Source organism: Mesorhizobium sp. L-2-11, from assembly GCF_016756595.1.
Taxonomy (GTDB): domain Bacteria; phylum Pseudomonadota; class Alphaproteobacteria; order Rhizobiales; family Rhizobiaceae; genus Mesorhizobium.
On the sequence record NZ_AP023257.1, the window covers coordinates 6,031,259 to 6,045,002 of the forward strand.

Sequence of the window (13,744 nt, forward strand, 5' to 3'; positions counted from 1 at the left end):
AGAGCAAAAAAGGAAACGCAAGCCAAGGTCCGACGGCAAACTTGAGTGTCAATCGTAGCTTGGTCGTGAGGTTGGCACGTCGCTTGCGGGGTGATTTTCTGAAGCCGGTACGCCCGCAGCTATCGGAGATAATCATGGCGATCGACCCAGAAGTGTTTGATTCCTCCCCCGGGCATTTCAAGCAGGTGATATGAGAACAACATCTTATCGCGTGGAAGTATGATTCAGATTCATCGCCTCTGTTGTTGAATCATTATTATGACCCGTGCGTCATACTGCGATGGGCGCAGCGCGATGTGCATCGTTTTCGATTGTGGGGACAGGAAGGGGCTGGCTCGTTCGTTGACGTCCCCTTCTTTAATATTTGAACGGAGATCAAGAATGAACATCAGGAGCCTCCTGCTCGGCTCAGCTGCGGCCCTGATCGCCGTTTCCTGTGCCCGAGCCGCCGACGCCATCGTCCTGGCCGAGCCTGAGCCCGTTGAATACGTCAAGATCTGCGACGTTTACGGCGCTGGTTACTACTACATCCCCGGCACCGAGACCTGCCTGCGCATCGGCGGCTATGTCCGTTACGACATCGGCCTCGGCGATGTCGTGTCGTATGACCAAGCTAGAACCACGGATGTGAAGACTGGCGAGGCCCAGGGCATATGGCAAAACCACACGCGCTTCACATTCAAAACTTGGACCGGGCAAGAGACCGAACTCGGTACATTGCAGACCTACATCGAGACCCGCATGAACTACGGCAAGCACACCGCCTATTCCGGTTCGGACAGTCCTCGATACCATGCCTTCAGCCAAGGCATCACGTTGACTTTCGCCTGGGTTCAGCTTGGTGGCCTCCGAGTTGGCAAGGACTGGTCCGCCTTCGACATGTTTATTGGCTACGCGGGCGACGTGCTCAATCAGATGCTTATCCCGTACGGCGCCTTCGATACTAATGTGGTTCAGTACTACTTTGACGCCGGTAACGGCTTTTCGGCTGTGGTTTCACTCGAAGAAGGCTCGGGCCTGGTCGGCACCATCGACAGCTACGTTCCGCACCTAGTCGGCGGAGTGAAATACACACAACACTGGGGCGCGATCACCGGCGTTGTCGCTTATGATAGCAACTACGAATCGGTCGCGGGCAAGGTCCGCATCGACGTCGATGTTACCGACCAACTCTCGCTATTCGGAATGTTCGGCTACGGCTCCAGCGGCAAGCTCAACGATGACGTCACTAACGCAATCGACGCTCATGGTCGCGGGTTCTACAAAAGTTGGGGCGGTAACTGGGCTTTCTGGGCCGGCGCCACTTACAAGCTCAATGAGACAACTTCGTTGAATCTTCAGCTCTCGGGTGATCAGCTCAGGAACTATGGTGTCGCTGCAAACGTCGCCTATACGTTTCTTGCAGATTTCACAATTACAGCCGAACTCGACTATGACCGCTACGGCGACTTCGCCGTCGGCAAGGTCGACCCTTCCATTAGCTGGGCGAATGCCAACAAAAAGAGCAGTGTCGGCGGCATCCTCCGTTTCGAACGTTCATTCTAACGGGAGGAAGAGCTTCATCTCGGTGGCCTCAGGCGGCGAATGACGATTATGCGGGGGACCTGCCACGCCTGCGGCAGATAAGCGCTGGCACGTTTGCAATCGGATACAGCTGCGATTAGGGCGCGGCCGATGCCCCGCCTGCCGGGATGTGACAGCTGGCAAAGCGTTGCGGCAGGTTTGCTGGCGGTCCCGGCACTTGCGCTGACGCGTGCGGCGCAGTCCGGCGACACGGTGGAGGCCGCCGGCAGATGGGTGGGCGCGTGATCGCCGAAGCAATCGCCGAACTCGCCTAGTATCCCAGCTTCGATAACGACTGAATCGGCGGCGACTCAATGCAACCTTGGCTTCCGGAGACCGCGCTGACCGCCGCCGGCCTGACCGCGCTCGCCGCGCAGGATGCTTCGGACAAGCAAATCACCTGCGTCAAGGCGCCCTTCAAGTCGCTGATCGACCATGTCTTTATCTCGCCCAATCTCGTGCCGTGCGGCCACGATTTCATGATCCTCGCGCTCGACCGAACCATCGAGCGGTTCCTGGAAGTGTCCGATCATCGCCCGGTCCTCTTGCGACTGGCCGGGCCTATCGGTGAGCGTTAGATCCAGAACGAGGTTACACGGGATTCCTACAGCCCGCACATCGCAGCTGGCCGCCTGGCAAAGTCAAAGGGCAACCGTCTCACCGACGAAGACCGCGGCGAGCCGCAATCATCGAGCGAGGACGAAATAGGGACAGCGAAGGGTTTTATCCGCATGCGGCAGGAGGATCGCTTTGTGGTTAGCGCTATTGCTGCGTATTCGATGCTTTTCTCGACCGGGTTTGCCAGTAGGCACAGCCAAGCAGCGTGAGGGGAGGCCAAAGGGATAACCAATCGTCGCTAAACGGCATGCTCCAGCAAATAACGGCAAGGCGGTAGCGGCGCGCTTGAGCCCCGGTTGAAGTGCTTGGAGTTTTTTCCGAATGGGCGAGCGTTGCGACTAATGAAGGCGTCACATCATTCGACGGTGACTGATTTTGCCAGGTTGCGTGGCTGGTCGAGATCTGTGCCCATGAAGAGCGCCGTGTGGTACGCAAGAAGCTGTATCGGCAGCGAGAAGATCATCGGCGCGATAATCTCGTCGGTGGCCGGCAGCACGATCGTGTGCATCGTATCGAGTTTCGATGCGGCTGCCCCTTTTCCATCGGTGATGAGGATAATGCGCCCTCCGCGGGCGGCCACTTCCTGCATGTTGGAGAGGGTCTTGTCGAAAAAGCGATCATGTGGCGCGATGACGATCACTGGCATGTTCTCGTCTATCAATGCGATAGGACCGTGCTTCAATTCACCCGCCGCATAGCCTTCGGCGTGGATGTAGGAAATCTCCTTGAGCTTCAGCGCCCCCTCCATCGCCAGCGGGAAATTTGTGCCACGGCCGAGATAAAGGACATGATGACACTTTGACAGTTCGCGCGACAGAAGCTCAATCTCCGGCTGGATGCTGTCCAGTACCTGCCTCATGAGGCGCGGCATTTCGGCGAGGCTCTCGACGAGCGCCTGCACCTCATCTTCGGTCACGGTTCCGCGGGCCTTGGCTGCGTGGATGGCGAGTGCGGCAAGAGCGGCTAGCTGGCAGGTGAAGGCCTTGGTGGAGGCGACGCCGATCTCTGGGCCGGCAAGGATCGGGAAGACCACATCGGCCTCCCGAGCGATGGTCGATTCGCGCGCATTGACGACAGCGCCAATTTTCAGCCCAAGCTGCTTGCAGTACCTCAGCGATGCCAGCGTATCGGCGGTTTCGCCCGACTGTGAAATGAACAGAGCCGCAGACTGCGGCGACAATGGAATCTCGCGATAGCGGAATTCGGATGCAACATCTATTTCGACCGGCAGGCGCGCATAGCGCTCGAACCAGTATTTTCCGATCAGCCCGGCGAGATATGCGGTGCCGCAGGCAGAGATCGCCAAGCTCGGGATCTTGGCGAAGTCGATGCCAGAAACCGCATCGGCACCATTTTCGATGAAATTGATATAATGACCGAGCGCATCGGCGATGACCTCGGGCTGCTCGAGGATTTCCTTCTCCATGAAGTGGCGATGGCTGCCCTTGTTGGCCAGAGTGGCCACGGCCACGGAGGTCTGGCGCGGACGCGCGACGGGGTGGCCGTCGTAATCAAATATATCAGCGCCCGTCCTGCCGACAACGGCCCAGTCACCGTCGATGAGATAGGTGATTTCATTCGTGAATGGAGCAAGCGCGATCGCGTCGGAGCCCAGGAACATCTCGCCGTCGCCGTGACCGATCGCCAGCGGTGGTCCATTGCGCGCCGCGATGATGGTCGACGGATCATCCTCAAAGAGGATGGCAAGCGCGTAGGCACCCCTGACGCTTTTCAGCATGGCATGCACCGCCTCACCACGCCTCATGCCCTCCCGGCGGTGCCTTGCCAAGAGATGCGCAAGGACCTCAGTGTCGGTGTCGGTCTGGAACTCGGCTCCCGTCGCCGCCAATTCGTCCTTCAGTTCGGCGAAATTCTCGATGATGCCGTTATGGACGACGGCCACACCATCCGTGAAGTGCGGGTGTGCATTGCGTTCCGTCGGTGGCCCATGGGTTGCCCAGCGGGTGTGGGCGATGCCGATGGTACCACCCAGCGGCTCTTCCTTGAGTCTCCTCTCGAGATTGACGAGCTTGCCCTCCGCGCGCCGGCGGTGCAAGGTGCCATCGGTGATCGTCGCAATGCCGGCCGAATCATAGCCGCGGTATTCCAGACGCTTCAATGCGTCGACCAGGCGTTCCGACACCGGCTGTTGCCCAACGATGCCAACAATTCCGCACATGTTCTTCTCCGAATTCTTCCCGGCAGCCTTAGCCGACGCAGACGAGGGACGCCGCCCGGCATGCGCTCAGTTAGAGTCTTCTAATGGAATCCAGTCAGTTCGGTAAAATTGATTGTTGGGATAGCCATCATCCACGCCATGGATGAACTAAATCTCAGTCCAATGCGGGTGATGTGAACCGGGGCGTACGCTTCCGCCTTCAACGGGCTGCGCATATCATGGCCGGCGCCCTCACCTGCGTTAATAGCATGCAAGCCGGCCGGAGGAGACGGGGAATACTTGGGCCGAGTGCGAATGGGTAGCCCCAGCGCACTCTTTGATCTCGTCGTTCAATTGTGCGGACGCTGCTTCATGCATCATTCCTCGGTTTGCTTCTCCAGGCCGGACGCAATGACTCCTTTCGGCGACGAGAAGCAAACCCTCTCTTCCGATCCCTGGGGCCACGCACCACGTCTTAGCTACCGCATGGGCCGTGCGGCAGGCCGAGAATCGGTCGCCACAGTACCGGCCCATTCAGACGTCCCCTCCAGCGGATGCGCAACAGGCTGGCGTGAGAGATCTCGAGAAACCCGGCCACCGCCTCCGTTTTGCCGACGGGCTGCGGCTTTCCGATGCGCGACAATGGCCACGTTGCGAGGCGAAGGATCCGTTCCATACGCGTATCGGTCACCGTCACGATCCGGGTGAGATTGTTGGCCAAGCCGAATTCGATCATGCCGGCGAAGAGCTCGTAGGTTGCTTGGGCAAGGCCGCCTGCCGCCTTGGGCGTTGATGGGGGCAAATCGAGCGCGAAACGGCTGCTTTCCCATATGTCGGGACTCGCGGGCGCCACAGCTTCACCCAGCAGCGCCGGGAATGTGTCGCGCAACATGGTCGGCCCAGTGGTTGGCAAGAGGCGCACGCAGCCACGAATTCGCCAATCGGATCCCTTGAGCAGCAGATAGACAGGCTTCAAGTCGTCAAAGGTGTCTGTTTCCATTTCGCCTCCGGTCTGAACTTCCCAATCGAGCCTCTCCTTGAAAACCCGATATCTGAGCCCGTGCATCTCTTTGAGCTCGCCTGCGAATTCGCTGTAGAGGCCAGGTGTGATCAGCTGAATCATTCGTCGCCTCCGTGCGGGTTGTGTTCCCGCCATCGAAGGGCAAAGCGCACAGCGATGCAGCCTGTGGACGTTTACAGCTATCCTCGCGGAAGGATCCGGATCTCGCCTGACCGGAGGCAGCCAGCCTGGCAACCGCATGGATCGTCCGAACGCGAGCTTTGCTTGGCATTTTCCAGATGGAAGGTCCCCTTGCCCTTTGAGACCTGCTTTCCAAGGCGTATTCGCGAGTTTTATCCATGCCTTTATGGTCTTGGGAGCGTGGCGGGCAGGCTACACAGTGGGTGGCCGAGAGGTCGGGAATCAGTTGGAATGGAGGAATTCGTCTCGCCAAAGAGGGGATCCTTTGCAATGCACTGCCTGCCCGACACTCCCGCTTCAACGTTACGCGCCACATACCGCCGAGTAACAGCCGGACCGGCGACGCCGGCTGTGCTGGTTGTTGGCCTGATCAGCGGCGGCACGGTGAATCTGAGCCACGTCGCCAGCCATTTCCACGGACCGGCGAGCGTAGCCTCCAACGATCGCCGGCGGCGACGCTTCTTCCAGTTTACCAGTTCGACGAGGACTGGCTGGCGTGTACGCTGGTGGCGCGGCTCAACCTACGCCCGCCCTTGCGGCTGTGCCTTGACTGCACCAATTGGAAGCAAGGACATAAGGTTCGCATCAAGGAGCGAGGCAATATGCATCGTCGTAACCTGATTAGAGCATTCATCGCGCTGGGCGTGTGCCCGATCTGCGCCCAGACCGCGCGTGCGGCCAGCGCCCATTGGGGATATGGCGGCTCGGTCGGGCCGGAGCATTGGGCCGATCTGGACACGAGAAATTTCGCCTGTTCGGCGGGCAGGCAGCAGTCACCCATCGACATCGCCGGCACGGTAAAGGCGGATATACCGCGCATCGACATCAGTTGGCTCAAGGGCGGCGGCAGGATGGTGAACAACGGCCACACCATTCAAATCAACATGCCGGAAGGCAGCACCTTGACCCGCGGGGATCGCGTCTACCAACTGGCACAGTTGCATTTCCACGCGCCGAGCGAGCATCACGTGGCGGGCATGAGCTTCCCGATGGAAGCGCATTTTGTCCATAAAGACACAAAGAGCGATACTCTGGGTGTGCTGAGCGCCCTTCTTATGCCTGGCGCGACAAATAACAGCTTTGCCGGTCTCGCCAAGGTCTTTCCGGCCCGGCCCGGCGAGGAGATGGCAGTTGACGAGTTCGATCCCAACGGGCTTTTGCCGGCCTCGCTCGGCTATTGGACCTATGAGGGATCATTAACGACTCCGCCCTGCACCGAAAACGTGGAGTGGATGGTTGCAATGGAACCGGTCGAGGTCGACACCGCAGACATCAAGCGGTTTACGACGCTTTACGCATCTAACGCGCGGTCGATCCGTCCCTCCAATCGGCGCTTCATCCTAGGCCTCAGCTAAGGTCATCGCGCGCGTCAAGCAAAACCGCGGTAACAATCGGGGGGTTTCGAACAGTACGACGGCACCCTGGTGGCGCTGGCATCGACCATAATGCCCTAGAGCGGGATGAATTTGGATTGAATCGAAGGGGATTCCCAAGGGTCTGCAAATCAGATTCAAGATGCTGGCTGGGAGAAGGAGGCCGGCATGGATGGGCAAGCCATATTCAAACGATCTTCGGGACCGGGTTGTCGCTTCGGTTGAGCAGGAGGGGCTTTCGCGCCGGCAAGCAGCGGCGCGTTATGATGTCGGCATCAGCTCGGTAATCAGATGGGTGGGGCGCTTTCGAGAAACAGGCAGCGTCAGCCCCGGCCAGATCGGTGGACACAAGCCCAAGAAGATCCGCGGCGCCCACCGCGACTGGTTGGTTGAGCGCTGCCGCAATGAGGCCTTCACCTTGCGTGGGCTGGTCGCGGAACTGGCCGAACGCGGCCTGAAGGTGGACTATCGCTCGGTCTGGGCCTTCGTTCGCGAGGAGAAGCTTAGTTATAAAAAAAACGCTGGTCGCGGCCGAACAGAGGCGTCCCGACATCGCGCGCCGGCGTCAGCAATGGTTGAAGTATCGCGCAGCGATCGATCCTTCACGCCTGGTGTTCATCGACGAAACCTGGACCAAGACAAACATGGCGCCGTTGCGCGGCTGGGCGCCGGTCGGGGAGCGGCTCTATGCCGAGGTCCCGCACGGCCACTGGCAGACCATGACTCCTGGCGGCACTGCGCCATGATCGCCTGGACGCGCCATGGCTGATCGACGGACCGATCAACGGCGAGCGGTTCCGGCTCTATGTCGAGCAGGTTCTGGTTCCGACCCTTAAACCCGGTGACATCGTGATCATGGACAATCTCGGCTCGCACAAGGGCAAGGCAATGCGCCGCGCCATTCGCGGCGTCGGTGCCAGACTCCTGCTCCTGCCGAAATATTCGCCCGATCTGAACCCGATCGAGCAAGCTTTGCCAAGCTCAAGCACTGGCTCAGAAAGGCGGCGCGCCGAACCGTCGATACTGTCTGCAGCGCGATCGGCGAAATCCTCGATGGCCTCACCGCAACCGAATGCAACAACTACTTCGAAAACGCCGGATACTGTTCAACCTAAAATCATCCCGCTCTAGGGTTCACAACAGCATGACCGGATCATGGGGAACTTGTGGGCCGCTTGCTTGCGGAGAACTGGGTGGCGTCACCGACACCCGTACGCTCCGGCCTGGATCTGCTTGATCAGGGATTGATAAATTCGACGCGTCGCTCCCGTGCTGCGAGAACCCTCCTCATACTGGACCAATTAAAATCTCCAAAAGTGGCAGTTTAGTTTGGACCAGTGAACTGCAATATTGGCTTGCAGTCAGGGAAGCGATCGTGACTGGTCGCGCCGGTCATGGATTGCTTGCGCTCGAACTGATGGAGTTGCCTGGATGTTTGAGGGTCCCATCATCGACGCTCGAATTAAGAGTATTGCATCGGGATTTAGAGCCGTGAGCGTCTACGTCGATGCCACTTCAGCTGAAGAAGGACGTTTCGATCCCCGATTGCTTGGTGAAGCCTGCGATTGCGCGTTGGCGGATGGCCCGGCTTGGGCAGAAGCTCATCTGGCGAGTTGGTCCGACGCCTACGCCGTCTTTGGCGCGAAGCCTAACCGTACGCCGTGCTCAGCCCAGGCCCTCAGAAAGCGGGTTCTGAAAGACGGCACTCTTTCGACGATCAACCCGATCGTCGATCTCTACAACGCCATCAGCCTGAAATACGCAGTCCCGGTGGGTGGAGAGAATTTTGACGCCTATGTCGGAAGACCCCACCTGACGATCGCTGACGGGAGTGAGACGTTCGACACCATGGTGAATGGAGAGGCGGTCAACGATCCTCCCTTGCCCGGTGAGGTCATCTGGCGCGACGACATTGGCGTCACCTGCCGACGCTGGAACTGGCGACAGGGCACTCGAACCCGCCTGAAGACCCTAACAGGCCGGATGTGGTTCGTACTGGAGGCGTTGGAGACCATGCCGGACGATGCATTGGCAGAGGCGACGGATGCCATGGTCGGAGGGCTGAATGCCTTGATGCCTGGCTGCAAAATCGCGAGCCAAGAAATTGCCATCGCCGGATGAGGTTTCCGGTCGAGCGAGTGGATCCATGGCCGCCCGGGGCATCCGGCGCGATCGATCCGATCGAGATTATCAAGGGCTGAGAGAATGAATGTCGATCTCCATCAGTTGCTCATCGTCTTTGCTGCATATGTCATTGCCGCGGGGAGCCCCGGCCCGAGCAACATGCGCATTATGGGGGTTGCGATGGCGCGCGGCAGAGGTGCTGCGCTCATGCTCGCCTCCGGCGTCGTCAGCGGCTCGATCTTTTGGGGTTTTATGGCCTCCACCGGCATCTCCGCCCTGTTGGCCAGGTACGCCCAGGCACTGCTCGTTCTGCAGGTTTTCGGGGGGCTTTACCTGCTATTCCTCGCCTTCAGGGCGGGACGGTCGGCGCTTACGTCGAACGAGAAGCTGGCGGTGCGCGCATCGACCGACCAAGTCGCTCTTTCGCGGGGTGAGCTCTATAGGAAGGGCCTCTTGATGCATTTGGCGAACCCAAAATCCGTGCTGGCATGGATCGCGCTCGTCACGCTGGGGATCGGTCCGAATTCATCGTGGCAAAGCATCGCAGCGATATTGGGTGGCTGCGCCATCCTAAGTGTCACGATATTCTGCGGCTACGCCATTGTCTTCTCCACACCGCCTATGGTGGCTCTATATCGCCGCTGCCGCCGCTGGATCGAAAGTCTGTTGGCGATGTTCTTCGCGTTCGCCGGGCTGCGTATGCTGCTTTCCCGTATGTAGTTTCGAAAGGAATGGATGATGACTTTGTTTCGCGGCCTGTCGGCGTTCCCCCTTACGCCAACCGATGCGGAAGGGCATGTCGACACCGAGGGTCTGGCTCGTTTTCTCGAGCGTATTCAACGCGCCGGAGCGGACTCCATCGGCCTTCTGGGGAGCACGGGCGGTTATGCTTACCTCACCAGGGAAGAACGCAAGCGTGCCGTTCAGGCTGCCGTGGAATGCATCGGCGGCAAAACGCCTCTTGTCGTGGGTGTGGGTGCATTGCGTACCGATGAAGCTCAGGCTCTGGCGCGCGATGCCAAATCCGCTGGCGCTGACGGCCTGCTCCTGGCACCGATGTCCTACGTTCCCCTGAACGAGGACGAAGTCTTCCAGCACTTCGTCGCGGTGGCCGAGGCGGGGGAATTGCCTTTGTGCATATATAACAATCCAAGCACCACGCGCTTCACATTCAGCGACGCATTGATCGCCCGGCTGTCAGAGGTGTCCAACATCGTCGCGGTGAAAATGCCTCTGGCGGCGAATGACGATTACGCGGGGGAACTGGCACGTTTGCGGTCGATGACGCCTGACACGTTCACAATCGGATACAGCGGCGATTGGGGCGCGGCGGATGCCCTGCTTGCCGGATGTGACACCTGGTACAGCGTTGCGGCAGGTCTGCTGCCGGTCCCGGCGCTTGCGCTGACGCGTGCAGCGCAGTCCGGCGACGCGGTGGAGTCCACTCGGTTGAACCGCGCTTTCGGGCCGCTCTGGACCTTGTTCAAACACTACGGCAGCTTCCGCGTTATGTTCGTCATCGCCGACTACCTCGGTCTGGCGCACGTCCAGCCACCGCGCCCTATTTTGCCGTTGCCGGAGGACGCCGGAGATGACATTAGGCAGGCATTGGAGAAGCTCGAATAGCCGAGCACAGGGCATGCCCAGTGCAACTGCGTGCGGGCGAAGATGTCGAGCGGGAACTGCCGGTCCTCTCGACCTTTCTCGGCCACGCCAATGTTCGCGACACCTACTGGTATCTATCCGCCGCGCCGGAGCTAATGACCCATGCCGCGCGACTGCTGGATGAGCGGTGGGAGGTTCGCTCATGAGTGCCTCGAACGATCTGGCCGTGCTGATCGAGCGGTGGTTCACCGATCGGCTCATGCGACATCGAGGCGTAAGCTCCAACACCATCGCCTCCTATCGCGACACCTTCCGGCTCCTGTTTGCATTCGCGCAGACACGCCTTGGCAGGTCTCCGTCGGATAGTGTTCTGAAGGTTCTGCAAAAAGCTCTGGAGAGAGAACAGCCCTTACTCTGAGGCGAGGGGCGGCCATGGCACGCTGGTGACGTTGCGATCACCGATTCCCGTGGAAGGGTAAGTGCCATGACCAAGCGAGAGGTTAGACTGAGCAGAGGCGAGTTGAAAGCGTTGCTGTTGTCGGATGAGGACGGCTTCCGCAGAGTTTTGCAGACTGTGGTGCAGGAGGCTTTGGAAGCCGAGATGACGGAGGCGATCGGGGCCGAGAAAGGCGAGCGGACGACGGAGCGGGTTGGTTACCGGTCCGGCTATTACGAACGCAAGCTTGTGACGCGGGTTGGCGTGCTGGAACTTCGGGTTCCGCAAGATCGGGCCGGCCGGTTCTCGACGGAGTTGTTTGAGCGTTACCAGCGCTCGGAGAAGGCACTGGTATCGGCGCTGGTCGAGATGTACGTGCAAGGCGTGTCGACGCGCAAGGTGAAGGCGATCACCGAGGATCTGTGCGGCCATTCCTTCTCGGCCTCGACGGTAAGCCAGGCGACGGCGCGGCTGGATGAGGCGCTGAAGGCGTTCTTTGAGCAGCGGCTTGCCGAACCTTACCCGTACCTCATTCTGGACGCGCGCTACGAGCGGGCGCGCGAGGCCGGCGTGATCGCCAGCCAGGCCGTCTTGGTGGCGATCGGCGTCGACTGGGAAGGCCGGCGCCAGGTGCTCGGTGTCGAGCTGGCCAACCGTGAAAGCCATTCGAGCTGGCGCGCGTTCGTGGCAGGGCTCAAGCAGCGCGGGCTCGCCGGCGTCGAGTTTGTCGTCTCCGACGACCATCCGGGGCTCAGGGCAGCGATCCGCGAAGTCCTGCCCGAGGCAGTCTGGCAGCGCTGTTACGTGCACTTCCTCAGAAACGCGCTCGATTATGTGCCGCGCAAGGTCGATGACGACTGCCTGATGGAGCTCAGATGGTTCTATGACCGGCGCGACCTCGCCGAGGTCAAGCGCGACCTGGCGCAGTGGATCGCCAAATGGCAGGCCAAATACCCGAAGCTGGTGGATTGGGTGGAGAACAACATCGAGGAGACGCTGAGCTTCTATCGGCTGCCGCTGCCGCATCACAAGCACATGAAGTCGACGAACATGCTGGAGCGGCTGAACCAGGAGATCAAGCGGCGCACCCTGGTCGTTCGCATCTTCCCCAACCCGCAGAGCTGTTTGCGGCTGGTTCGGGCATTGGCGGTGGAGATCCACGAGAACTGGCTCGAGGCGACCCGCTACCTCAACATGGATCATCTGCGCGAGCACAAGAAGGAGAACCTGAGGGCACTGGCCGCCTGACGCGGCCGCCATGTCCGCCGCTCCGCTAAACACGGGGGCTGCGCGGCGGACACGCCAACGTCACCGCTGAATGCCACGCCATTTTTGCAGAACTTGACGCACACAACTCTCCGTCGCAGTTGACACTGCGGGATTTGGACGCGCCTTTCATCGGTGCATTCCTGGAGGACCTTGAGACACTGCGATCCGCCTCAGTGAGGACCCGGAACCTCCGCCTCACGGCCATTCGGTCTTTCTTCAGATATGCGTCGTTCGAGGAGCCGGCCCATAGCGCCCAGATTCAACGCGTGCTCGCGATCCCGAGCAAGCGATGCGACAAGCGACAGCTTCAGTTTCTCACCAGGCCCGAGATTGAAGCGATCCTGGCCTGTCCGGATCGCAGCACATGGCTGGGACGGCGTGATCACACTCTGCTGTTGCTGGCCGCGCAAACGGGGTTGCGGGTCTCGGAGATCATCGATCTCGACCGGGACTCGGTGATGCTGGGGCACGGTGCCCACGTGCGATGCGTTGGCAAGGGCCGCAAGGAGCGAAGTACGCCGCTCACCAAGGTTGCACAGCAAGCCCTTCGGGGCTGGCTCAACGAGCCCAGGAAGCGGGGCGCAACGGCTCTCTTTCCGAACACGCACGGCGGCAAGCTGAGCGCCGACGGCGTGCAGGCGCTGCTGAACAAATACCCAAATAGAAGGGCGTCTCAAACCAAAAGGCACGGACATCAAACGCCATCAGAGCCTCGCCGCTACCCCCGTGGCGGAAGGTTGCGTACAGACTTGCCGCACAGAACCCCAAGGCGAGTGAGCACGCGATGCTAATGGCTATGTTGGGGGACGTCGTTTTTGTAGAAGACATTGTTCCATGGCCGAATTAGCCGTGCTGATGCTGCGCTTGCTTCAGACACCGAACCGAGGTCGCGATGCCGACGCTCGACAGATCGATGCCGCAGCGGGTGGTGCGATGCTTGCATCGCGCCACCCGGCAGACGTGGATTTTGAAAGTTTCACTAAGCAGCTACGTCGACGGCCAGGGAATTGGAAACAGCAAGGCCGTGAACGGAATTCGGGAGAGGAAGCGTTACTGCCATGGCCGAGACCTCAACGGCCGGTGCGATCTCTGCTTCTCCTAGCCTCCATTAGATCCTCTCGGGCGTGATTGTAGGAGTGGCTTATGTCCCGGCCGACTTGACCACCCCGCTGCAGCTGTTCGTGGGAGGTTTGCGGGCCAACTGTATCACGGACTGCAGCCCCAATACCTGCTATGTGGGCGTCCAGATCCGCACTGCGTTCCTCTGCTGCATGCCGCGGAGGAGGCATCTGCGGCAAGATGTCTTGCATGCCGGGAATTGAGTGAGCTTGGCCCTGTTGATTTGGATCTAACTGGTGATACATCGCGTACATAGCATTGGATGCTGTCGACCTGAC

Annotated in this window: 11 protein-coding genes and 2 pseudogenes; 11 read left to right on the plus strand and 2 right to left on the minus strand. The window is 59.9% G+C overall.

The window, feature by feature from the left end; all coding sequences use genetic code 11:
* Nucleotides 1–381 precede the first annotated feature (381 nt).
* Nucleotides 382–1,545, plus strand: coding sequence for a porin (locus JG739_RS28780; RefSeq protein WP_202364447.1), 1,164 nt, complete (start codon nt 382–384; stop codon nt 1,543–1,545).
* Nucleotides 1,546–1,877: 332 nt separating this feature from the next.
* Nucleotides 1,878–2,141 (plus strand): hypothetical protein, encoded by a 264-nt coding sequence (locus JG739_RS28785; protein WP_006329192.1) that lies wholly within the window; start codon nt 1,878–1,880, stop codon nt 2,139–2,141.
* Between the two features lie 395 nt (nt 2,142–2,536).
* Here the strand turns inward: JG739_RS28785 and glmS are convergent, their stop codons facing one another.
* Both glmS and JG739_RS28795 read right to left on the minus strand, forming a co-directional pair.
* The gene (glmS, locus tag JG739_RS28790) at nt 2,537–4,360 is read right to left on the minus strand and encodes a glutamine--fructose-6-phosphate transaminase (isomerizing) (protein WP_010914009.1); all 1,824 of its coding nucleotides are present in this window, start codon (nt 4,358–4,360) and stop codon (nt 2,537–2,539) included.
* Nucleotides 4,361–4,814: 454 nt separating this feature from the next.
* Nucleotides 4,815–5,462, minus strand: coding sequence for an acyl-homoserine-lactone synthase (locus JG739_RS28795; protein ID WP_044549225.1), 648 nt, complete (start codon nt 5,460–5,462; stop codon nt 4,815–4,817).
* A 680-nt stretch (nt 5,463–6,142) separates the two neighbouring features.
* Between JG739_RS28795 and JG739_RS28800 the strand changes: the two genes are divergently transcribed.
* The 9 genes and pseudogenes from JG739_RS28800 (at nt 6,143) to JG739_RS28840 (ending at nt 13,138) form a co-directional block, all read left to right on the plus strand.
* Nucleotides 6,143–6,895 (plus strand): carbonic anhydrase, encoded by a 753-nt coding sequence (locus JG739_RS28800; protein ID WP_010914007.1) that lies wholly within the window; start codon nt 6,143–6,145, stop codon nt 6,893–6,895.
* Between the two features lie 190 nt (nt 6,896–7,085).
* A pseudogene (locus JG739_RS28805) lies at nt 7,086–8,028 on the plus strand (IS630 family transposase).
* A gap of 316 nt (nt 8,029–8,344) precedes the next feature.
* Complete coding sequence (locus JG739_RS28810; RefSeq protein ID WP_096453950.1) at nt 8,345–9,034, plus strand: B3/B4 domain-containing protein; 690 nt, start codon at nt 8,345–8,347, stop codon at nt 9,032–9,034.
* An 84-nt stretch (nt 9,035–9,118) separates the two neighbouring features.
* A complete protein-coding gene (locus JG739_RS28815; protein WP_010914002.1) occupies nt 9,119–9,757 on the plus strand; it encodes a LysE family translocator in 639 nt (212 codons plus the stop codon).
* 18 nt (nt 9,758–9,775) lie between these two features.
* Nucleotides 9,776–10,663, plus strand: coding sequence for a dihydrodipicolinate synthase family protein (locus JG739_RS28820; RefSeq protein ID WP_069093303.1), 888 nt, complete (start codon nt 9,776–9,778; stop codon nt 10,661–10,663).
* Nucleotides 10,664–10,692: 29 nt separating this feature from the next.
* Nucleotides 10,693–10,848, plus strand: a pseudogene (locus JG739_RS28825) (tyrosine-type recombinase/integrase); the annotation flags it as partial.
* Nucleotides 10,845–11,060, plus strand: a complete 216-nt coding sequence (locus tag JG739_RS28830) for a hypothetical protein (RefSeq protein ID WP_244749617.1) — start codon at nt 10,845–10,847, stop codon at nt 11,058–11,060. The pseudogene JG739_RS28825 and the gene JG739_RS28830, both read left to right, overlap by 4 nt.
* A gap of 66 nt (nt 11,061–11,126) precedes the next feature.
* Nucleotides 11,127–12,326, plus strand: coding sequence for an IS256 family transposase (locus tag JG739_RS28835; protein WP_202362577.1), 1,200 nt, complete (start codon nt 11,127–11,129; stop codon nt 12,324–12,326).
* Nucleotides 12,327–12,613: 287 nt separating this feature from the next.
* A complete protein-coding gene (locus JG739_RS28840; protein ID WP_446720517.1) occupies nt 12,614–13,138 on the plus strand; it encodes a tyrosine-type recombinase/integrase in 525 nt (174 codons plus the stop codon).
* Nucleotides 13,139–13,744: the final 606 nt, after the last annotated feature.

Coding starts and splice junctions, on each gene's coding strand:
- JG739_RS28780 (WP_202364447.1), top strand. CDS start 382: ATGAACATCAGGAGCCTCCTGCTCGGCTCAGCTGCGGCCCTGATCGCC.
- JG739_RS28835 (WP_202362577.1), top strand. CDS start 11,127: ATGACCAAGCGAGAGGTTAGACTGAGCAGAGGCGAGTTGAAAGCGTTG.
- JG739_RS28800 (WP_010914007.1), top strand. CDS start 6,143: ATGCATCGTCGTAACCTGATTAGAGCATTCATCGCGCTGGGCGTGTGC.
- JG739_RS28815 (WP_010914002.1), top strand. CDS start 9,119: ATGAATGTCGATCTCCATCAGTTGCTCATCGTCTTTGCTGCATATGTC.
- JG739_RS28785 (WP_006329192.1), top strand. CDS start 1,878: ATGCAACCTTGGCTTCCGGAGACCGCGCTGACCGCCGCCGGCCTGACC.
- glmS (WP_010914009.1), bottom strand. CDS start 4,360: ATGTGCGGAATTGTTGGCATCGTTGGGCAACAGCCGGTGTCGGAACGC.
- JG739_RS28820 (WP_069093303.1), top strand. CDS start 9,776: ATGACTTTGTTTCGCGGCCTGTCGGCGTTCCCCCTTACGCCAACCGAT.
- JG739_RS28810 (WP_096453950.1), top strand. CDS start 8,345: ATGTTTGAGGGTCCCATCATCGACGCTCGAATTAAGAGTATTGCATCG.
- JG739_RS28830 (WP_244749617.1), top strand. CDS start 10,845: ATGAGTGCCTCGAACGATCTGGCCGTGCTGATCGAGCGGTGGTTCACC.
- JG739_RS28795 (WP_044549225.1), bottom strand. CDS start 5,462: ATGATTCAGCTGATCACACCTGGCCTCTACAGCGAATTCGCAGGCGAG.